We start from the raw sequence: 20,699 nt of genomic DNA on the forward strand, positions 1-20,699 counted from the left end.
TTATTTTTTAAATGGCTGCGAAAAGAAAAAACTGCCGAGAATTTCTCGACAGTCTGCGTTCCTATCCATCTACCGGCTTACTCGTTATTCAGCGGCTATTGACCGATGCGAATGGCCATACGCTTGGGGATGATGGGGATGATGGGGAAGATGGGGTTGATTCCCATACGCCGGGTTGACCGCCGCTTGACCTTGGACCTGACCCTGCATACAACCGCTGGGCGGTCCGATGAACACCGTTTGCTTTATAGGCGACAGCGCATCCTTCACTTTCGCTTCATCGAGGCAGTAAGTGTGGGCAAGCACGCTTGCAGGCGTCAAACGAAGCAGATCGGAGCCGCCGATGAATTCCGGAATCGGAGCGTCGAATACGGCCAATATATGGGTGTTGTCGACGGTAGCCATCTCATAATGCCACCATCCCTGAGGCACGCTGGCGACTTGCCCGGGATGAATGAGATAATTAAGAAGCTCTTTCGTAAACGGGTTAATCAGGGAAACGAGCACCGCACCGGAAATACAATAAACTAATTCCGAAGCGTTTTGATGAATATGCGGCTCGACGACATTGCCTTCACTCAAATAAATGTCCAGCAAGGACATGTTTCCTAATGTGTTTAGCTGTGCGATGGAGAGAACATTAATATAATTCCGGTTATCCTTTTTGAATAAAGTGCTATTGTTTAGGTCATATGCAAACCGGACGGATGGTGAAGAATAGTCCATATATGAAACCGCCATTTCAACAATCTTCCCTTCACATCATAGGCTGTTGACTCACTCGATATCTTATGAAGTTTTAATGGAGTGCGTTACCAATTCGCTGACTGTAGGAATCCGACCCTGGGGGGCCGACAAAATGAATGAAGCTGTTGCGGGGAGGACCTGATTCGAAATCATGGTACGAAAGTAAAAATAAAAGAGCTGATCCAACCATAGATCGCTCTACAGTCGAATCAGCCCTACATTTAGAAATTATTCAGTTGTACCCGCATTAGCGTCATCGGCGTCAGCCAACGTCGTATCGGTTCCGGCCGCATTCGCGTCGTTCGCCGTTTTCTTCTTCGGAACCCCTGTTAAGCCGATCTCTTCATCGTATGCGTCAAAGATCGCGCGTGCGATCGGCGATGCGCCGTAGCCGCCGAAGCCTCCGTCCGGCACGACGACCGCTACAGCCAGCTTTGGATTATCCGCCGGCGCATAGGCGATGAACACCGCATTCTCCGCGCGGCGAGACGCGACATCCTGCTCCGAGGTACCCGTCTTCCGGTTATATTTATATTCGAACCCTTCGAATCCCTGCGAGCTAACCTTCGACATTCCCGCTTCGATTTCTTTCCAGTAAGCTTCCTTAATATCGACCGTATTCAGAACCTGGGGCTTGAAGCTTTGAATTACGTTTCCGTCAGCATCTTTAATTTCATTCACGAACTGAGGTTTCATCCGCTTACCGCGATTCGCAAGCATCGTGGCATACTGCGCCAGCTGGAGCGTCGTGTAACGGCCTTGCTGGCCGAAGGATGCAAATATGAGCGCAGACTGAGCACTTCCGCGTTCAGCCTCCCCGAAATATTCGATAATCCCCTTTGATTCGCCAGGTAGCCCGCTCCCCGTCGTCACGCCGAGGCCGAATTGTTTCATATAGTCATCCCATATCTCAACGCTGCTCTTTCCGTTTTGAGAATCGCGCATATACAGCTTATTCCCTACCATTGCCGCCATGAACGGGTTGGAGGAATGCTCGATCGCTTCCGCGGCGTCAAGATTGCCGTACACATGATTTAGTGAGTTTCGGATAAACCGTTCATAACCTTTCTTACCAAACGAGAATACGCCAGTATCCCGATATGGCGTGGTCGTCGTGAACAAACCTTCGTTCAATCCGATCAATACGGACAACGGCTTCATCGTCGACCCCGGAGGAACAATGGAATTGGGATGCTTCTTCATCTCATTCTCGGGATACCTGCCGTATACCGTACTTATCGTGCCGTTAGCCAATACGTATTTGAAGTTTTCGTAATCTTCATTGCTAATTTTGCCGCCCGCCCAAATGTTAGGATCATAATCGGGCATGCTGGCCATCGCCACGACCTTGCCGGTATCGACCTCCATCGCTACGGCGAAGCCGGTTTTGGCATATTCCGCGCGTTCATACCGATTGGTGGAGGTGCTTATTTTTTTAATATGATTCATGATGGCATCTTCCGTCTTCAACTGCACGTTCTTGTTAATCGTCAGATACAGGTCGGCGCCCTTCTCCGGATTCGTTATCTGCATCGGACCGATAATCCGTTCCGCATTGTTCACGGGATACGACTTAAGGCCGTTCTTGCCGCGGAGAACATCCTGATACATCCGCTCAAGTCCGTCCAGTCCGACATCCTCTTCCTCCAAATATTGCAGCGTCGGATCCTTTTCCTCGCTTTTTTCCTTATAGAAATCGACGGTTTCCCGTATCCCTTTGTACTTCTTCAAATAACCGACCAACTGCACGGCAATGGAGCTCTCGTCATAATTGCGGACGCTCTCCTCCATGATGTCGATCCCTTTAAAATCGGTCCGGTTTTCCATAAAATAAGCAATTTCTTCTTTTGTCAGACCGGACTTGATCCGGCGGGGCGTCGAAATATTATTTCTCCTGAACTCCAAATCCATCTGGCGGACGATATCTTCTACCGTCATGGCATTCTCGGGATCACCGTATTTGGAGAACACCTTCTCCAGCTGTACCGCCATCTGCTTCGCGTTTTCCTTCGCGTCCGCTAGCTTAAGCTCCGGCTGGATGCTGAAATACAAGGATTGCATCGAAGTCGAATAGGCGATCGGATAGCCGGTGGAATCGTAAATATTGCCGCGGATCGGCGGGAGCTTTACGTCGCGCGTACTTTTCTTGATGCCTTCCGCGCTGAGTATCGGCCCCTCGACAAACTGCAGGATGGCAAGCCTTACGATCAATATGCTGAACAATGCGAATGTGATGAAGAAAAAGAAGTTCAAGCGAAACGAGAAGTGGCGCCGGTTAATTATTTCACGCTTTTGCGGATCATCCTGCATGTGAAATCACCTCAATCCAATTAAATTACGATTTGCTGTTATACTGCTATCATTATGCTTCGCGAATATGCGTCTCATCGAATTGCGGAGGGTTAAACCAATCTCCGGAAGCGGCCCATGTGGCGTCTAACGGAATCCAATGATTTCCGTTGTCCCCGACCTGCACCTCATTCCAGGCATGAGGTCCATAGCCGCCCCGTCCGTCGGAGCCCATCCCGGTCACGACGCGAACCTCCAGACCGGCGGACCTCGCCATTACGGCGTACAAACGTGCTATATCTATACATACTCCCGTACGCGTTGCAAATGTCTCCTCGGGCGTCTGTTCTTTCCAAATGCCCTTCCGCACGTAATTATCCGCTTTGTCCCAATCATAAGCGATCCGGGTCCCAAGCCAATCATACAGCCTTCTTGCCTTTTCTTCCTTCGTATGCGCGTCTTTCGTCACGACTAGAGCAGCCTGCTCGATTTCCTCTGGCACGGCATAATCGATAATTTCATACTTCCGCTGCAAAATTTGCTGGAATTGCGACTGAACCGCCTTAGCCAGTACAGGCCCTTGACCTTCCAGCACGTCCCCAGCTACCGGAGCAAGCCATGAGGCCGCTTCGGAATATAGCGGGGAATCCGAAATTTTATCCGCATACCAGCCGCCCGGCACTAGAGACACATACACAAACAACAAAGCGACGAACACGAATGACCGGCCAGCGCCGTGCGCCGCTCCGATTAATGCGCCTGCAAAGCGGCTCATGCCGCGCTTGCCCGGCAATCGGTCTCGCGGCTCCTCCGCCCTGCCGCCATGCAGCGTTACATCCGCCAGCCGCTCAAGAAGCGGCTCAATCAGGGACGCAACCGCCCGAAGCAGCAAATAGCCGAGCAGAAACAGGACGCCATACCGCAGCAGCGCGAAATCCCGCAGGCTCGTCAGCAGCGTGAACCAGACCTGTTCGATCCCGTTGAGCTCACGAAGGGGAAGCTTGACATGCCGAACGAGCAGGTCCGCTGCCGCGGGAGACAGTGCTTTCGCGAGCCGCCCCGCCAGCACAAGGCACAGGATAACAACAATGCCCTCCCACACAAAAAAGAAAAGGCGCTTCGCCGAACCCGATGCGCCCCTTCTCATTCCTTGCACCAGCGAACCGAGCAATAGCAGCAGTACGATAATCGCAACGGGCTCCGGCTCCTTGAACAACTGAATCCAATTGTTCATCCCGTTACCCGTTCCGCTTCGCTTGGTCGATGAAGGATTGTATGGTGCTGTCCAGCTCCCACTTGCCGAGCGGAGCTCCCCGGTACTTGACCGATACCTCGTTTACGCCCGGTTCGCCGGTTAGCTCCAGATGTTTGGTTTTGATCGTGAAGGTGCCGTCTTCGTTATCCGTAAACGTCGCCTCTTTCGCCTCGCCGACCATCGCGTTCACGGCTTCTTCTTTTACCGAATCCGCGACCTTCGCCGCTTCCTGCTGCATCGTGTCTTTGACCTTCGTGCCGATCTCCTTCAGGTCTTCCATGCTGTATCCGCTGTATACGACAATCCCGAGCACGATCGCTGCGACAATCGCCCATTTCACAACCGTCTTCACAATTCGGACGATAAGAAACAGAACGACAAGCGCAATGACCAGCACGAACCAATGCTCTTTGAAAAACGCTGTCCATGTGTCTAAGTCATACGATGAAAAGTCTAAGAAATCCAAGGCTTGATCCCCTCCATTATACCTCTATCAAAACGCTATTACAAAACATTATAACCTACGAGATATAGGGCGTAAACGCATGCTGCCTATTTCTCCAGACATATCCTGTCCCATAGAAACGTACAAGTATATAAGTACGTAATCGGCAAGGAGGCCTGGCCCTGTGAAAACCGCTGTATGGCTTTATTTATTTTTGTTCGTCGCTTTTTTTGATTTGCATGCGCAATATCCGATCCTGACCCCTTTCGCGATATCCCTCGGCGCAGCGCCGTCCTTTATCGGGCTTATGATGGGCATGTATTCCATAACTCATCTGCCAGGCAATCTAATAGCCGGCTTCGGCGTCGACCGGTACGGAAGCAGGCTGTTCATCGTGTTCAGTCTCATGGCGGCCGGCGTTGTCCTCCTGTTCCAATCGCATGTATCCGATCCCTGGCATTTGCTTATTCTCCGTTCGATCAGCGGCTTCGTGCTCGCTTTTCTGTCTCCTGCCTGCCTGGCTCTGCTCGCCAGAATTACGAGCGACCGGACCGAACAGGGCAAGCTGATGGCCGGCAACGGGCTCGTTCATACGCTTGCGTCCGTCGTGTCCCCTGCCGCAGGAGCTTATTTAGTTGCCAGAATCGGCTTCACCACCGCGTTCACCCTGCTCGGATGGGTTCTCATCGTTACAGCGGTCTGCGCGCTTTTCTTTATCAAGGACATCCCCCTGCGTCCCGCAGAGACGTCCAGCGAGCCGGAGCTTGCCAATAAGACGAAAGACAAGCTTTCCCTCGAGCCGTCTGCGCCGATTCCATGGCTGATCTATGTTCTTCCTGTAGCACTCAGCTGCGCGCAAGGCATATTGTCTTTCGAGCTTCCGCTTCTGGCCAAGACGCAGGAAGCGATGCTCACAACCGGCTTGTTGTTCTCCGTCGTCAGCATCGGAGCTCTGGTAACGCTGAGCATGCTGTTTCTTAACCGGATCTCCGCTTTTCAACGTACGTTATGGGGTTCTTTGGCGCTTGCGCTCGCATACTTTTGTATCGCTTCCGACATGCCTGCGCCGCTCATGGTCATGCTGTTTTTTGTCGGGATGGGCAAAGGGATTGTACTGCCCGCGCTGTCAACGCTGCTGATTGAGATTAGCGGCGGTAACCGCTACGGCCGCACCTTCTCCATCCTGTCGATCGCTTTCTCGGTCGGCGCCTTCATCGGTCCTTTGGCGGCAGGGCATATCCGTGACTACGTGTCGCCTTACTACATCGCGTTTATCGGATTAATAATCGCCGTTTCCGTCCTTCCGCTGCATATCTCGCGTTCCCTTTCCTCCCGGACGTTTTTTTCATAGGGCTCGTTTGCATAGGCACGCATAGGCATCCGCAATTGACGCAAATACGGTAAAAATCCTGAAACGGTGATAAACTATACGTATTCTGCCGCTAATTGAGGTGACCCCGATGGATATTGCCATTATCGTAGAAGGAAAAAATGATAAATCCCGGTTGCAGCGCGTGCTGCAAGAAGACGTGCCGATTTATTGCACCTTTGGCACGCCCGGGACCGAACAGCTGGAGAAGCTTCGCAAGCAAGCGGGCTTTAGCCAGGTTTACATCTTTACCGATAACGATTCCTCGGGCAAGCGGATCCGTTCGATCCTGCGCGACCTCTTCCCGGATGCCGAGCATATCTATACGCGTAAAGGTTATTCGGGAGTTGAGCATACGCCGGAGGAATACTTGATCGAGCAGTTGGAAAAAGCGGGACTCGATGCGCATATCGTATATCCCGCGCAGAGTCCCGCTTCCGTATGGAGCAAAGATGAGTTTTGATCATAATAGGCTGTGTCCGAGAGGATAGCTCTTCTTATAGCAGCTTGTTCAGCTCGGCGACGATTTTTTCGGCAGTCAAGCCCTCGTCGCTTCCGTTGATCCACTTCCGGATTTGCCCGTCTTGGTCAACCAATGATATGACATTCATGTGCGTGAAAGAGCCGTCTTCTTCCTTCACTACGCCAACGCCAAAATCCTTTGCGAGCTGCAGCGTTTCCGTTTCTTCTCCGCGAAGGAAGTGCCAGCCGTTGAAATCAGCGTCAAGCCGGTCTGCAAAATCGCGTATGACATCCGGCGTATCCCGCTCCGGATCGAACGTAATGGAGATCAGCTCCGCCTTGCTGCCCAGCTTCCCTTCGGCTTCCAGTTGATCCTGCACCTGCGACAGCAGGAACGTTGTCGGAGGGCAGACATCGGGACAATTCGCGAAATAGAAATAAACGATTCTCGCTTTCCCGTTCGTGGATGCCAGCGAGACCGGCTGACCGTCAATATTCTGCATCTCGAAGGCGGGAGCCGCCTCCATGACCGGCAGCTCCTGCTTAGGAGCCGCCGCATAAGTGAAAAATAAATAAATGCCCATAGCTGCGCAAAGCGCCAGCACTGCGATTTTGAAGCTATGTTTTTTCATAAACGCCACGCCGTCCACTCCCCAATGCAAAACTTAAGATCTGACCGTATCAAAAATCATGACCAAAAATATAACCATTAAATAGTTTACCGAAATGAGAAAATTGATTTTCGCCCATTTCTCCGTATCCTGAACCTTCGTTCCCCGCAGGGTGTGAACCAGCCAGACGAGGCCGCCGGCTACCGAAATAATCAAGAAATAAATGCCGACATACCCATAGGTGTAAAATAATATGCCTGCAGGCAGAAGCAGCAGCACGTAAGGGATCATTTGCAGCTTCGTCCGTTTAATGCCTTTCACGACAGGCAGCAACGGAAATCCGGCTGCGCGGTATTCCTCCACTCTCCGAATCGCAAGCGACCAGAAATGGGCAGGCTGCCATAAGAACAGCAGCGCGAACAAAATCCATGCGCCCGCATCCACCTCATGCGTTACGGCGCAGTAGCCGATGACCGGCGGCATTGCCCCGGAGATGCCTCCGATCGAAGTGCTCCAGGTCGATGATCTCTTCAGCCACATCGTATAAATGACGATATAGACGAACCACCCCAGCAAGCCAAGCCAGCCAGCCAATGGATCAACCAGAAGGAATAAGACGGCATGTCCGGCAATGCCTAATAGAATGCCGTACGCCAGTACGGTTCCCGGCTGAATCCGGCCGGTAGGCAGCGCGCGGTCCTTCGTGCGTTCCATCTTCAGATCCAATTCCCGGTCCCAATAATTATTAATGACGGTAGCCGATGCAATCGTCAGCGTAGAACCGATAATCGTCCATACGAGCAGCGTGAAGTCGATATCCCATTTGGAAGCAACTAAGAAACCGGCTAACGCAGCGAATACATTGAGCCGCAGCAGCCGCGGTTTGGTTAAAGCGATTAAGTCTTTCAGCACGAAGCGAGCCTCCCGAGTTATGCGACAAGACGCGTAAGAAACGTCTATCTTTCATTGATGAATCGTTTTTAATCATACCGAAAAAAGGTATTCATGACAATGTTCGCAGGTTTTGTTCATCATTTTGCCACGTAAATTGTGACAATTCTTTTGTAACCAATTCGCCCGGCGCTCAATACACTATCTATGTAGTTTAGTGCCTATGCCTATAGCGCATTGAACCATCGTACAGAATGCGAAGGGAAGTGAACCGACAAGTATATGGCTGTTATCAAAACAAACGCCGAACAGACAAAGATACTCGCCCGGCTCATGCGGGCGGAAGCGGAAGGCGAAGGCGAGCTTGGCATGCTTATGGTCGGCAATGTCGGCGTTAACCGAGTTCGCGGCAACTGCCTGGATTTCAAGAACATAAGGTCGATAGAGCAGATGGTCTTCCAAAGACCGGGCGGCTTTGAAGCGACACTGAAAGGTTACTTCTACCAAGGGGCGCGCGATAAAGAAATCCGGTTGGCTCAACGTGTCATAAACGGGGAACGGCAGCACCCTGCCTCCAATGCGTTATGGTTCTTCCGTCCGGAAGGCAACTGCCCGGGTACTTGGTGGAACCAGTCGCACAGCGGACGTCACAAGAAGCATTGCTTCTACATCCCCACGGCGGCAGACTGTCCTTCAGTTTATTAAATTTTATTTCTAAAGTGCGAAAGCGAGGAGCATCAGCATGTCAAACGGTTACGGCTACAAAACGCAAGTTAGTCCGGTTAGTATGGCACCAAATCAAGGCTTCGGCCACGGCGGCTACGGCGGCAATTACCCCTATCCCGCAGGCGGGCAGCCAGGCGCATTCCCCGCAACGATGCAGGGGCAATCCATGCCTTGGATGCAAGCACAGCCTATGCCGATGACGCAGGGGATGATGCAGACGCAAGGCACAATGCCGCCTGCCGTTCCAAGCGGAGCCTTCGTTACGCAAGGCGGCGGCACAGTAGTTACGGTTCCGGTTGTCGAGGAGTCGTATGTTGAGAATATTTTACGGCTTAACCGCGGCAAAATGGGAACCTTCTATATGACCTACGAGAACAACCGGGAATGGAACGCCAAAATCTTCAAAGGCATTGTCGAAGCGGCGGGCCGCGACCATATTATTATTAGCGATCCAGGCACGGGTATGCGTTTCTTGCTACTGACGCTTAACCTCGATTATGTCACGTTCGATGAACCGATCGCCTATGAATATCCGTATAACGGCGGCGTGGTCAGCTCCGAAACTCCGATTGACACAGGACGTTAGACACGGCCCGGATCAGGCCAGCAGTCTTCTTTCGGTAATACAGGCTTGAACGTCCATACATGGAGCTTCGCCGCCCCTCCAATCACCCATTCCGATATACGGAACCAAGGAGAACGCTCATTGCAGCGTTCTTTTTTTATGTCATCGGCAGCGGCAGCGGTCGGCGCGTGCCAGACCTCCACGAATAAATTCGGCTGATCCGTTCCTTCATATATATAGACATGCCGGCTTTCGGCCAGCAGAGCCTCCGTATAAAGCAGATATTGCTCGCGCTGCTCAGGCGATATCCGATATTCGGCAAAACAGATGTACATTGTTCCTCATTCTCCTTCCGCTTCCTTTGATAAAGATCCGCTGCTCCGCCGATACTACACTTATTCATTTGATTTTGGGAGGACTCCTTTATGGACACAGGCACACATCTTGTCATGGGCATCGGTCTCGCCGGACTTGCGATGGTCGATCCCGTCGTAGCTGCCGATCAATCGATTCAAACCGCCGTGCTGCTTGGCACGGTCGCCGGCTCGCAAGCGCCCGATCTTGACCACTTTATGCGTATGAAGGGGAATGCTTGTTATATCCGGAATCATCGGGGCATTTCGCATTCCTTGCCCGCCATTCTTATATGGACGGCGCTTATAACGGTTATTATACAGCTCATCTACCGGGGGACTCTGCCATGGGCTCATATCGGAGGATGGGTGCTGCTCGCGGTCAGTATTCATGTATTTACCGATTTATTTAATGCTTACGGCACGCAAGCGATGCGGCCGTTCACCGATAAGTGGATATCCTGGAATATTATTCATATCTTCGACCCGGTTATTTTTACGGTACATGTCATTGCTATTTTACTGTGGGCCGGCGGGTTCGTAAATCCCGCATTCCTGTTTCCGGTCATGTATGCCTTCCTTGCCGTCTACTTTGTATGGCGAACCTTGGAAGCCAGGAAAACCGTAAAAAGATTGCCAAAGCTTGATCCGGAGTACACGGAAGGCGAAACTTACATTGCGATTCCGACCATTTCATTAACGATATGGAACATTGTCAAACAGGAAAAGAACGGAAGCTTCGTTATCGGCAATCTGAGAAATGACGAATTAATGTGGCTGGACCGCGCATCTTGCTCCGAGCATCCTGCCGTGGCCCAATCCAAAAACGATTCGGCGATTCGTTCCTTCCTGTACTTTACCAGCTTCGCTTGCGCCGATGTCAAAGAGCATAAATGGGGCTACGAGGTCCGTTGGTCCGATGTCCGTTTTCGTCACCGGAAGCAGTATCCCTTTGTCGGCGTATTGCTTATGAACAAAAAATATGAAACGATCGGCTCCTATGTCGGCTGGCTAAGTGATGAACGGCTGATGAAACGGCTGCGCATGGATACGTATTAATCTCCTGAAAGGGTAAAGCTCTCTGCCGATTTATTGGCAGGAGCTTTCCTTTTTTTTCAGGCCAAATTCGTATATAGTAACTAAAAGAAGCCCAAGGCATGCCTCGGGCTTCCAACAGACATATTGTGTATGGGAAGGTATTAGCGATTACCGCCAGACAATTGTTGTTCTGCGATTTGAACCAGTTTTTTCGTAATGTAGCCACCAAGGGAACCTGCATCACGAGTTGAAACGTTACCATAGTAGCCGTCTTGAGGAATTTGAACGCCAAGTTCTTGGGCAGCCTCAAGTTTCATTTGTTGAAGAGCTTGAGTTGCTTGTGGAACAACGAGTTGGTTGCTTCTGTTTCTGCCAGCCATAGGTATTTCTCCTTTCGTCCTCTGCACTAAGTTGTGTGTTGCAAGCTTGCAAACTTATTATGTGCACGCGGAAGGAAACTATTCTGCATTGCAAAAAATATAATGCGCCATTATTAAGGAGAGAATGCACCTATGTCCAAACCGCTTTCTTTGTTTTTTTCCGTACTTGCGATTGTCTTTATGAGCGCTATGGCGGTATCCATCAGCCATAACGGCTGGCTTGTTCTGCTGTTCGGGTTACTGAGCCTCTTCACGATAGGAGCAGGCTTCATCGTACGAGCGAAATTGCGGCGTAAGCTTCAGGGCGGCGGGCAATAAACGCAGCACTGATCTAGGAGCTCTAGCCTCGGGGAGACAGAAAGCCCATTCTTTCTTTCACGTCTGCAACCGTGCGGTCTGCAATGGCGGCAGCTTGCTCCGCTCCCCGCTTCAAGATCTGATGAATTTCGCCAGATTGGCGAATGTCGTTATATCTCGCCTGAAGCGGTTCGATGACGGAAACGACATGCTCCGCAAGATCCTTCTTAAACGGGCCGTAGCCTTGTCCATCATAACGCGATTCGACCGCTTCGACCGTCATATTGGCGCAATGCGCGTAAATGCTGATCAAATTGCTAATCTCCGGTTTATTCGCCGGATCATATTTCACTTCACGGCCGGAATCCGTCGTCGCACGGCTTATTTTTTTGCGGATAACGTCCGGCGCATCAAGCAGGGCGATGAAGCTTCCTGCATTCGGATTGCTTTTGCTCATTTTTTTGCCGGCGTCGTCCAGCGACATCACGCGTGCCCCGACCTTCGCGATATACGGCTCCGGAATCGTAAAGTATTGGCCGAATCGCGTATTGAAGCGTTGGGCTAAATCCCTCGTCAGCTCCAGATGCTGCTTCTGGTCGTCGCCGACCGGCACCAGGTCCGCATTGTAAATAAGAATGTCCGCTGCCATAAGCGTCGGGTAGACGAATAAGCCTGCGCCGACCGAATCCTTGCCGGCTGATTTATCCTTGAACTGGGTCATTCTCTCCAGCTCGCCCATATTGGCAAGCGTCGTAAACAACCATCCGAGCTCGGCATGCGCGCGGACATGGGATTGTACGAACACGTTCGCTTTAAGCGGATCAATGCCTGCCGCGATGAACAAGGCGGCTACCGCCTCGGTCTGCTCGCGCAGCGCCGCGGGTTCCTGCGGAACGGTGATCGCATGTAAATCGACGACCATGAAGAAGCATTCCTCCGTATGCTGCAGCTTTACAAAGTTTTGCATCGCCCCGATGTAATTTCCCAGCGTAAGCTGGCCGCTCGGCTGAATGCCGGAAAGTACTCTTTTCATTAATCTCTGCCCCATTTCCTTTTAAGTTGACCTCATATGAACGCAAAAAAGCCTCCTCCGCAAGGGACGAGGACCGTGGTGCCACCCTAATTCGCTTATGATACGCTGCCCTATCATTGTGAGCGCAATGTTATCCATAAGCCTTATTGCTCCGTAACGGAGAGCGTTCGTACGAACATCTTCAGCATGACATGCCGGTTTCCGTCCATAAGCTCCGGGGTCCATTCAGCTTCGATGCTTGCACCGGTTCGCAGCAGCCACCGGCTCTCTGTGCGCAATCCATTCGAGCTTACTTGTTCCCATCCTCGCATTTAAATTCGATTATACCTGTCCTCGCCTTAATGTCAAGCCGTACGAAAGTTGTCCTATTGTAAGAATGCGCAGCATAAACTATACTAAATCGTAATCCTTACATAAAGAAAGGATATTATCAACTATGTTAAAGTTACTATTCCGATTCGGAACGCCGTCGCTGGCAGTCGGCTGTTTAATCATGCTGGCTTTAATCGTCAAAAATCGGGAATGGCCGGCTCAATGGTTTAACGCGGCGAATTTGCAATCTTTCAAAATATTATTTATCAGCATTATTTTAGAAGCATTTCCGTTCATTTTGCTTGGTGTATTGTTCTCGGCGCTGCTGCAGGTATTCGTAACGGACGAGCTTATTCAGAAATTTACGCCGAAAAATCCGGTTGCAGGCGTATTATTCGGCGCTCTTCTCGGTATTTTGTTTCCTTTATGCGAATGCGGGATGATTCCGGTCGTCCGTCGTCTCATCCGCAAAGGCATGCCGGCCTATATCGGGATCGTCTATTTGCTCGCCGGGCCTATCGTGAATCCGATCGTCTACACCTCAACCTTTACGGCTTTCCGCTCCACTCCTGAAATGGCCTACTCCCGAATGGGGCTGGCCTTTGCCGTGTCCGTCATTATCGGACTTTTGCTCTACAAATTCATGAGGAAGAACCCGCTGAAAGCATCGCCTTCCTTTAATGCACCGCAGCATCGCGTCCATAATCATAACAACGGCCACGATCACGGTGCGCATGGCAAAGGTTTCCGTCGCAGAACCGCTTCCATTTTGTCCCATTCTTCGGACGAGTTTTTCGAAATGGGCAAATATTTGATATTCGGCGCTCTTCTTACCGCCATTATCCAAACCGTTATCGAACGGAGCACGCTTGAAACGTTTGCCAATCAGCCGTTGTTCGCTTATTTGTTCATGATGGCATTCGCTTTTATATTATCGATCTGTTCGACGTCGGACGCTTTTATCGCTTCGTCCTTCAGCGGCATGTTCGACTTCGGACCGCTGCTTGCCTTTCTCGTCTTCGGACCGATGATCGATTTGAAAAACACACTGATGCTTCTTTCGACGTTCCGCGTTAAAATTGTATTGGCGCTCATTGCGCTTACCGCGGCGCTCACCTTTATCGGAGCTTGGTTAACGGAGGTATTGCTATGATTCATCATCTCATACGGGCAGCAATCTTAACGGGTTTTGCGATGTTTATCGTTTATTTGGACAGGACGGGCGAGATAGGGCTTTACATTGCGCCGCGCATGGAACTATATGTGAAGCTGTCTGCGCTTGGATTATATGCCGCCGCTATTTATCAAATATACGCAGCGCTTCAGAAGCGAATGGGGCATGAACCGCCGGACTGCGATTGCGAAGGGCATGAGCCTTCGCCTTCCATTTTTAAAAATACGATGATTTACGGTTTATTCATTTTCCCTTTATTATTGGGATTTCTTGTTCCGACCGGAACGCTCGGGAGCGCGCTTGCTTCTAAGAAAGGGGTCAGCCTCACCGGCAGCGCAGCGGTCGAACGGACCGCACCGCAAAGCCCGGAAGGCTCGAATGGTGATACCCCTGCCGCAAATCCCGCTGCGGACGAAGTAAAGGGAGAGCCGGATGACGAGCTTGACCGTCTCTTTCAAGCCGATGAGTATACGGAAGATCACGCGGCTTACGGCAGGAAGCTGTATGCTGAACCGGTTATTACGGTGCCTGACAAGCAATTCATTGAGACTTTAACGACGCTGGATCTGTTTCGTGAAGCTTTTATCGGCAAAGAAGTGGAGCTAACGGGTTTTGTATACCGCGAGGATGATATGGGCGAGGAACGATTCGCAGTCAGCCGGTTCGCTATGAATTGCTGCTCGGCAGACGCGATGCCTTACGGACTCATGATCCAATGGCCGAAGGCAATGGATTACGACAGCGACGAGTGGGTGTCCGTGAAGGGCAAGCTTACGACAGCTGAATATCAGGGCTATGCCATATTGGTAATTGAAGCGGCTAAGCTGGAGAGAATCCAGGCGCCTGATACCCCGTACGTTTACCCCGACCTCGATTTTGGATTGTAATTCCGGGCTGACTATTCGTCAGCCCTTTTTTTGCTGCATTTTCGTTATTGCATTTCCCTTAGTCCGCCCTGCCTAGGATAATAGCGCGAATTCCAATTGGCCATATTGTAATTCGATTCGTACAGGATGCTTGCGGACCAGGAGTTAGAGCTGGAGCGAACGGAGAAATCGTAAAGGATCTCGCCATGCGTCCAATTCCGTCTGAATTTGAGAGCCTCGATCGCCATTTGGCGGAACGCTTGTACCTGCGATGCCGTCAAGCCGTCGCCGCCGTTCTCAATACTGCCGTTCCTGCATTCGATGGGATGATGCCGGAGTCCGAACTTCCCTACGGCATTGTTGCGAACGTGAATCAAAACAGTGCCTGCGGTCGCATTCGTCAGTTCACCTTCGAGCTGACGAAATACAAAATCCACTTGACGAGCGAGTGATACAGAATCCAATTCCATGCTAATTATCCTCCTTCATAATGGTTTACCCTTATGTTCCCATCTAGGTCTCAACGCATATTATATAGTTCTATTTTCTCATTTACAACATTTATTTTACAATTTTTAATATATTTAGATATTATTCGACTTGTAAAACGCATACAAATTAATTAATTAAACGCAAAAAATATGCTTTCATGTTATTACACAAAAACATCACTTTCAGTTCTATTCCGTTTTAAAGCGGCTTTCCGCGGATAACCGCCCACTATTACCGTTAATGGTAACATTTCCATATTATTGTTTCACCGAAAAAATAATTAGTATTTTCCGAAAACACGCTTGCGGTCAATTTAAAATATGAATTATGAATCGACAATTATAGACCAATTTCGCGACGGGTGCTATAATATGGATAATCTATTAAAAGGAGCGCTTACATAATGATCCAATGGTACTATTCATTAACCGTGCGCAATAAGCTGCTAGTCACTTCTTATCTCCATCTAGCCGTGTTTTCCCTCATTATGCTTCTCGTCTTGCAGGCTACCGGCGGCTCGGTTCTGGCTGGCATTATTATCGCTGTCGTCATGGCGGTCATAACGTTCCCGCTTATCGCCTTCGTCGAGAAATCGATCAAGCACTCATTCGACGAAATTTCGGGCACGGCTCTGCGCATTTCCAAAGGTGATTTTACGCAAAAGATTGATACAGGCTCCTCTTACTCGCTTGGAGAGCTTGGGCATTCCTTTAACAGCATGATCGACAAGCTTAGAGACATATTGACGGAAACGACGAGTATTATCCGCCACGTTTCCGATACGAGCCACAGCATTTTCGATAAAAACAACAGCATTCAAGTCGCGATGCAGCAAGTTGCCGCTTCCGCAACAGAGCTTGCCACCGGCGCGAATGAAATTTCGGAGGATGTTTCCGAAATGAGCGAGTCCATTAATGAAATCGAAATAAAGGTATCCGATTACGCAAGCTCCACCAAAGAAATGAACGAGCGCTCCGAGCAAACGCTGCAGCTTGTGAACAAAGGCCGTCAGACGCTTGACATTCAAGCGGAAGGCATGCGCCGCAACGTAGAAGCTACGGCTAAAGTAGCGGGAACGATTGAAGAGCTTGCCCGCAAAGCCCAAGGGATCAGCGCCATTACAACGACGATCTCCGATCTGGCGGAACAAACGAATTTGCTTTCTTTGAACGCCTCGATCGAAGCGGCCAGAGCAGGAGAACACGGACGCGGCTTTGCAGTCGTAGCTCAGGAAGTTCGTAAGCTGGCCGAAGAGTCGAGCTCATCAACCAAGCAGGTATTCAATCTTGTGAGAAGCATCGATGAAGGCATCAAACAAACCATCAACCATATGAAAATTAACGAAGAGGTCGTTAAGCTGCAAACCGAGCATATCAAAGAATCCGAGGTTGTATTTACGGATATCGTGCACAGCGTACAATTCATTACGGACAAAATTTACGTCTTCTCGCAGGAAAGCGACCTTATGCTTGAAAGCGCACGCAAAATATCCGGAGCGATTCAAAATATATCGGCCATCACGCAGCAATCGGCTGCCGGCACCGAACAGGTATCCGCATCAATGAACGAGCAGATTGCTTCGGTTCAAGCGGTCGTTGAAGAAACGGAACGGATGCGCAATATGGCAGCGCAGCTGCTGCGGACGATTAGCGTTTTCAAAATGAAATAATTGATCCCTGTTACGTTAAAGACCTGAACCCCATTTATTTCAAATGGAGTCCAGGTCTTTTTTGTATTCGCCGGTTTCATTGCGCTTTTTTCACCGCTTGCGCTTCGGCCCGGCATGCCATGCGCCGTTCCTCGCGATCGCTCTCCTTCAGTCTGGGGCACGTAAAGCAATAATTGCCGTCTTCGACGAGATAATATAAGCAGCAGCCGTATTTTATCCTCACCTGCTTACCCGGTTCATTCATGGACTCCGTCATGCGAAACTTCACATCAAACGGATTGCTGCTTCTTCCAAAACGCTCCCCGTCGATTGCTTTTACCAGCTCATAGTTACGCTGCGCCTGCCGCTTTACCTGATCGCTATCTTCCGAATTCATAATCAGGCCATGTCCGTATTCCAGCGAAGTAGGCAGCTGGCTCCAGAGCATTGCGATTTTCTGCGTGCCGGCTTTCGTTATGGTCTCAAATACCGGCCTGACCGTATGTTCAAAAAATCGGGTTAACGCCGCTTTTGCCCATTCGGCATTTTGGACAGCGTCAGCCGGACCGTCAATCAGCTCAAGCTGATGAATCCGGAAGCCGCAGCGGTAAAATTTTTTCTCGTTATACGTATCGGAATAAATTTGAACGGTCATATTAGGCAACGATAAATCCAAATTTTTATTCCATGCCGACAGCATATAGATTAAGCCTAGCATCGGACCTCTGAACCAGCTCGTCATATAGGCCTCGCCGGCGGCAGACTCCTTGCCTTTGATCAATGGCGTATACAGCTCCAATAGCTGCTTCATCTTGCTTTCGTCAAGCAGGTCGGTTGCCGGACAGCTGAATATGACATTCTCCCGGTCCTCGGCCGATAAATCATAATTGACTGCAAGCTTATCCAACAGCATATTTATCATGGTTTCCTTGTCCCTCTCCTATCTACCGGATGATTCGTTCTCTACTGTTTAAATTATACAATGACTGAAAATGATTATCAATAACAATTAGCATCACTGGAGCATGCATGCTAAACCATAGCTCCGCACTGATTATGCGAATGAAAGTTCATCTGCCGGGCACACTAGCGGCACAACTCATTTACATTTTGCGTAAGGAATGATTGCGATCTATGCCAATGACGATTAGTATGTTTATCTCGATGATTACCGCGTCCTTCATGCTCGGGTGTACGCTTCCAATCTCTGATACCTATCACGCCTCTCATTCAGCGGGCATAGGGGGCGGCGGGGCAGGACAAGTACTGATCAAACCTTCGTCGACAGCCAAAAGACACCGCGCGGAGAGTATGCCCTGGGTCAAGCTGCATAAGCAATATCCGAGTACGTTTCTTACGAATGGCCCGCGCAGCGCCAAGCTGGTTGCTTTAACGTTTGATGACGCTCCCGACCCGAGATTCACGCCCGCTATTCTGGATATCTTGGCTAAAAACGACGTATGCGCCACTTTCTTTGTCGTTGGCGCCCGCGCATCGAAGCATCCCGCCATCGTGAAGCGAATTCATCAAGAAGGACATATTATCGGCAACCATTCCTATAACCACGCGGTTTTGTCCAAGCTCAGCCTTACGGATTACAGCAAGCAAATATGGCGCACGGACGCCGTCATCCGCAATATCGTCGGATATTCGCCTCATTTTATACGACCGCCATATGGCGAGCTTCTGCCGCAGCAGGTGAAATGGAGCAAGCAATTCGGCTTTACCATCGTCAATTGGGATGTCGATTCCGTTGATTGGAAGAACAATCCGAACAGCGCCAGTATTATCAAGAACATCCGCAGAACGCTCCAGCCCGGCTCGATTATCCTTCAGCACGCCGGAGGCGGCTACGGGCAGGATTTATCCGGCACGATTCATGCGCTGCCATGGCTCATACAGCTGCTTCGCAGCAAAGGCTACGAGCTTGTCACAATCCCGGAGCTCCTCAGTCAGCCTGCATCCCGTTAAAGCGTAAAATAAAAGACCGGTTAACCGCATGCTGCATGAGGTTAACCGGTCTTTCCATTTCATTATTTCAACACATATACCTTTACCTTTTGAATGCCGAATGCCTTGGCGCTGCTGGAGCTACCCGGGACAAAAATATCGATGCGGTTTCCTTTAATTGAACCCCCCACATCCGTCGCCGTTGCAATCATTCCGCCCTTCGGCAAGCCATTGTAGTCATAGCCCGTTACATAGAGCTTCGTTCCCAGCGGGATCATCTTCGGATCAACGGCGACCGTGCCGACTTTCAGCTTATTGCCGAAGTAGTCCAATCCTGCCCAACCGCCATTCTCTGCTGCGGCAGCCGTATAGGCCGTTGCTTGTACTTGCAGCGTTTTCGTGAAAGCGTACTCCTTGCCATTCATGGCCGTTACGCTTTGCACGGCTGTCGTCGTCTTTAATGCTTGAGACGATTCGGCTTGTGTTTGAGAAGCCGGCTTGTCTTCGGTCGCAGGAATGGAAATTTTTAAGCCGTCATATATATTAAGGGGATTTATTGTCGGATTCGCCTTCAACAATACATCTAGCGGTACGTTATATTGCTTGGATAGCTTCCAGAATGTATCATTGTCATTCGCTGTATGTGTTTTTGACGCCGCGTCAATCGTTCCTGCCGCCATCATGACGGATAGTCCGATTAACGTTGCCGCTAACGTGCTTTTCTTGAGCATGGGGTAAATATCCTCCTGAGCGCTTCCGAAGTTTCACAACTTCAGCCGCGTTAATTAAAGCGTTAAGGACGCGAATATGCGCCCTTAACGTCCGGTAAGTCTTTTTTCACATTCATAAGGCAAGATTAGCCGATAAACATTTGAACCCATTCGCCGTTCACGTAGCCAACGCCGATTTTCGTGAAGTTACCGCTCAAGATGTTCGCGCGGTGGCCTGAGCTGTTCATCCAAGCGTTCATCACTTCTTGAGGCGTTCTTTGGCCCGAAGCGATATTTTCGCCTGCATAGGAGTAAGTTACGCCGAATTGACGCATCATATCAAATGGCGAGCCGTAAGTCGGCGAAGTATGGCTGAAGTAATTGTTTACGTCCATGTCTCTTGCTTTCTCGGTCGCTACCTTTGTAAGAAGCGAATCGCTCTTCAAAGCGGACAAGCCTGCTTTGGCGCGCTCTTGGTTAACGAGATCGATGACTTGCGTTTGGAAAGCGCTTTGGTTCGAAGTGCCGGTGCTTGGAGCGGTCGTACCCGTACCCGGATTGCTTGGCGCAGGTGTTGCCGGTTTGCTTGGCGCAGGTGTTACAGGATTGCTCGGTGCCGGTGTTACCGGTTTGCTTGGTGCAGGTGTTACAGGATTGCTCGGTGCCGGTGTTACCGGATTGCTCGGTGCTGGCGTTACCGGCTTAGTTGTGCCCGTGCCCGGCTGCGTTACTGTGCCAGGAAAACAATTGGTGCCGCCGCCGAAATTGATTTTGCTCAAGTCGATACCGTATTTAGCGGCAATCTGGTTAACTAGATCTTGATTTAGCGTATAATATTGAACAGTGGAGTTCGTTTTCACAGCAGGTGCCGCACCTGCCGTTGGAGCCGTAAGACCAGCGCCGATAACCGTTGCTGCGATTAGACTGGCGACACCTACACGTATTGGTTGCATCTTCATGAATTCATCCTCCTGGATAATAAGTTTTCTTAAAACGTCTTGCAGCCGCTGAATATTATGGGCAGCGAAGCCGTTTTATTGGGGCGTCATCTCTCCGACGCCACTTATCTTACCATGGGGTTATAGG

Annotated in this window: 23 protein-coding genes and 1 other annotated feature; of the genes, 10 read left to right on the plus strand and 13 right to left on the minus strand. The window is 50.3% G+C overall.

Going from position 1 to position 20,699, the window contains the following annotated elements; genetic code table 11:
* Positions 1–84: 84 nt before the first annotated feature.
* The 4 genes from H581_RS35650 to H581_RS0128425 all read right to left on the minus strand — a co-directional run bounded on the left by H581_RS35650 (position 85) and on the right by H581_RS0128425 (position 4,757).
* Entirely contained in the window at positions 85–741 is a 657-nt protein-coding gene (locus tag H581_RS35650) for a cupin domain-containing protein (protein WP_051251435.1), read from the minus strand.
* A 234-nt stretch (positions 742–975) separates the two neighbouring features.
* On the minus strand, positions 976–3,057 hold the full coding sequence (locus tag H581_RS0128415) for a peptidoglycan D,D-transpeptidase FtsI family protein (RefSeq protein WP_029192223.1): 2,082 nt from the start codon (positions 3,055–3,057) through the stop codon (positions 976–978).
* Positions 3,058–3,109: 52 nt separating this feature from the next.
* Positions 3,110–4,270, minus strand: coding sequence for a transglutaminase domain-containing protein (locus H581_RS0128420; RefSeq protein ID WP_029192224.1), 1,161 nt, complete (start codon positions 4,268–4,270; stop codon positions 3,110–3,112).
* A 4-nt stretch (positions 4,271–4,274) separates the two neighbouring features.
* Positions 4,275–4,757, minus strand: coding sequence for a hypothetical protein (locus H581_RS0128425; RefSeq protein ID WP_029192225.1), 483 nt, complete (start codon positions 4,755–4,757; stop codon positions 4,275–4,277).
* A 163-nt stretch (positions 4,758–4,920) separates the two neighbouring features.
* Here H581_RS0128425 and H581_RS0128430 point away from each other — a divergent pair, with 163 nt between their 5' ends.
* Positions 4,921–6,087: an MFS transporter gene (locus tag H581_RS0128430; protein WP_029192226.1), complete on the plus strand. Its 1,167-nt coding sequence runs from the start codon at positions 4,921–4,923 to the stop codon at positions 6,085–6,087.
* Between the two features lie 109 nt (positions 6,088–6,196).
* Positions 6,197–6,568: a ribonuclease M5 gene (locus H581_RS0128435; protein WP_029192227.1), complete on the plus strand. Its 372-nt coding sequence runs from the start codon at positions 6,197–6,199 to the stop codon at positions 6,566–6,568.
* 34 nt (positions 6,569–6,602) lie between these two features.
* Here H581_RS0128435 and H581_RS0128440 read toward each other — a convergent pair whose 3' ends face one another.
* Positions 6,603–7,199 (minus strand): SCO family protein, encoded by a 597-nt coding sequence (locus tag H581_RS0128440; protein ID WP_084134862.1) that lies wholly within the window; start codon positions 7,197–7,199, stop codon positions 6,603–6,605.
* A 33-nt stretch (positions 7,200–7,232) separates the two neighbouring features.
* Complete coding sequence (gene cyoE / locus H581_RS0128445) at positions 7,233–8,111, minus strand: heme o synthase (protein ID WP_084134833.1); 879 nt, start codon at positions 8,109–8,111, stop codon at positions 7,233–7,235.
* A 240-nt stretch (positions 8,112–8,351) separates the two neighbouring features.
* Between cyoE and H581_RS0128450 the strand changes: the two genes are divergently transcribed.
* Both H581_RS0128450 and gerQ read left to right on the plus strand, forming a co-directional pair.
* Complete coding sequence (locus H581_RS0128450; protein WP_029192230.1) at positions 8,352–8,774, plus strand: cell wall hydrolase; 423 nt, start codon at positions 8,352–8,354, stop codon at positions 8,772–8,774.
* 37 nt (positions 8,775–8,811) lie between these two features.
* Complete coding sequence (gerQ, locus tag H581_RS0128455) at positions 8,812–9,381, plus strand: spore coat protein GerQ (protein WP_029192231.1); 570 nt, start codon at positions 8,812–8,814, stop codon at positions 9,379–9,381.
* Here gerQ and H581_RS0128460 read toward each other — a convergent pair.
* Positions 9,378–9,695: a hypothetical protein gene (locus H581_RS0128460; protein WP_029192232.1), complete on the minus strand. Its 318-nt coding sequence runs from the start codon at positions 9,693–9,695 to the stop codon at positions 9,378–9,380. The genes gerQ and H581_RS0128460 overlap by 4 nt on opposite strands.
* 90 nt (positions 9,696–9,785) lie before the next feature.
* On the opposite strand from H581_RS0128460, the gene H581_RS0128465 reads away from it, so the two are divergent.
* Positions 9,786–10,772, plus strand: coding sequence for a metal-dependent hydrolase (locus tag H581_RS0128465; RefSeq protein ID WP_029192233.1), 987 nt, complete (start codon positions 9,786–9,788; stop codon positions 10,770–10,772).
* A 140-nt stretch (positions 10,773–10,912) separates the two neighbouring features.
* On the opposite strand, the gene H581_RS0128470 is transcribed toward H581_RS0128465, so the two are convergent.
* Positions 10,913–11,131, minus strand: a complete 219-nt coding sequence (locus H581_RS0128470; RefSeq protein ID WP_029192234.1) for an alpha/beta-type small acid-soluble spore protein — start codon at positions 11,129–11,131, stop codon at positions 10,913–10,915.
* A 132-nt stretch (positions 11,132–11,263) separates the two neighbouring features.
* Between H581_RS0128470 and H581_RS0128475 the strand changes: the two genes are divergently transcribed.
* Positions 11,264–11,449 (plus strand): DUF5325 family protein, encoded by a 186-nt coding sequence (locus tag H581_RS0128475; RefSeq protein WP_029192235.1) that lies wholly within the window; start codon positions 11,264–11,266, stop codon positions 11,447–11,449.
* Between the two features lie 22 nt (positions 11,450–11,471).
* On the opposite strand, the gene trpS is transcribed toward H581_RS0128475, so the two are convergent.
* Positions 11,472–12,461 carry a tryptophan--tRNA ligase gene (gene trpS / locus H581_RS0128480; RefSeq protein ID WP_029192236.1) on the minus strand — a complete coding sequence of 330 codons (990 nt, stop codon included), beginning with the start codon at positions 12,459–12,461 and terminating at the stop codon, positions 11,472–11,474.
* A gap of 59 nt (positions 12,462–12,520) precedes the next feature.
* Positions 12,521–12,776, minus strand: a binding site (T-box leader).
* 121 nt (positions 12,777–12,897) lie between these two features.
* Between trpS and H581_RS0128490 the strand changes: the two genes are divergently transcribed.
* Positions 12,898–13,926 (plus strand): permease, encoded by a 1,029-nt coding sequence (locus H581_RS0128490; RefSeq protein WP_029192237.1) that lies wholly within the window; start codon positions 12,898–12,900, stop codon positions 13,924–13,926.
* A complete protein-coding gene (locus tag H581_RS0128495; RefSeq protein WP_036720455.1) occupies positions 13,923–14,834 on the plus strand; it encodes a TIGR03943 family putative permease subunit in 912 nt (303 codons plus the stop codon). Before H581_RS0128490 ends, H581_RS0128495 begins: the two co-directional genes overlap by 4 nt.
* 44 nt (positions 14,835–14,878) lie before the next feature.
* Here H581_RS0128495 and H581_RS0128500 read toward each other — a convergent pair whose 3' ends face one another.
* Positions 14,879–15,283, minus strand: a complete 405-nt coding sequence (locus tag H581_RS0128500; protein ID WP_029192239.1) for a hypothetical protein — start codon at positions 15,281–15,283, stop codon at positions 14,879–14,881.
* A gap of 428 nt (positions 15,284–15,711) precedes the next feature.
* Here H581_RS0128500 and H581_RS0128505 point away from each other — a divergent pair, with 428 nt between their 5' ends.
* Positions 15,712–16,974 carry a methyl-accepting chemotaxis protein gene (locus tag H581_RS0128505; protein ID WP_029192240.1) on the plus strand — a complete coding sequence of 421 codons (1,263 nt, stop codon included), beginning with the start codon at positions 15,712–15,714 and terminating at the stop codon, positions 16,972–16,974.
* Positions 16,975–17,050: 76 nt separating this feature from the next.
* Here H581_RS0128505 and H581_RS0128510 read toward each other — a convergent pair whose 3' ends face one another.
* The gene (locus H581_RS0128510) at positions 17,051–17,875 is read right to left on the minus strand and encodes a (2Fe-2S)-binding protein (RefSeq protein WP_029192241.1); all 825 of its coding nucleotides are present in this window, start codon (positions 17,873–17,875) and stop codon (positions 17,051–17,053) included.
* A 212-nt stretch (positions 17,876–18,087) separates the two neighbouring features.
* Here H581_RS0128510 and H581_RS35655 point away from each other — a divergent pair, with 212 nt between their 5' ends.
* A complete protein-coding gene (locus tag H581_RS35655) occupies positions 18,088–18,924 on the plus strand; it encodes a polysaccharide deacetylase family protein (protein ID WP_051251436.1) in 837 nt (278 codons plus the stop codon).
* A 62-nt stretch (positions 18,925–18,986) separates the two neighbouring features.
* On the opposite strand, the gene H581_RS0128520 is transcribed toward H581_RS35655, so the two are convergent.
* Positions 18,987–19,634 (minus strand): 3D domain-containing protein, encoded by a 648-nt coding sequence (locus H581_RS0128520; protein ID WP_029192242.1) that lies wholly within the window; start codon positions 19,632–19,634, stop codon positions 18,987–18,989.
* Positions 19,635–19,759: 125 nt separating this feature from the next.
* A complete protein-coding gene (locus tag H581_RS0128525; RefSeq protein WP_029192243.1) occupies positions 19,760–20,572 on the minus strand; it encodes a CAP domain-containing protein in 813 nt (270 codons plus the stop codon).
* Positions 20,573–20,699: the final 127 nt, after the last annotated feature.

It is taken from the genome of Paenibacillus harenae DSM 16969 (assembly GCF_000422465.1).
GTDB lineage: Bacteria > Bacillota > Bacilli > Paenibacillales > Paenibacillaceae > Pristimantibacillus > Pristimantibacillus harenae.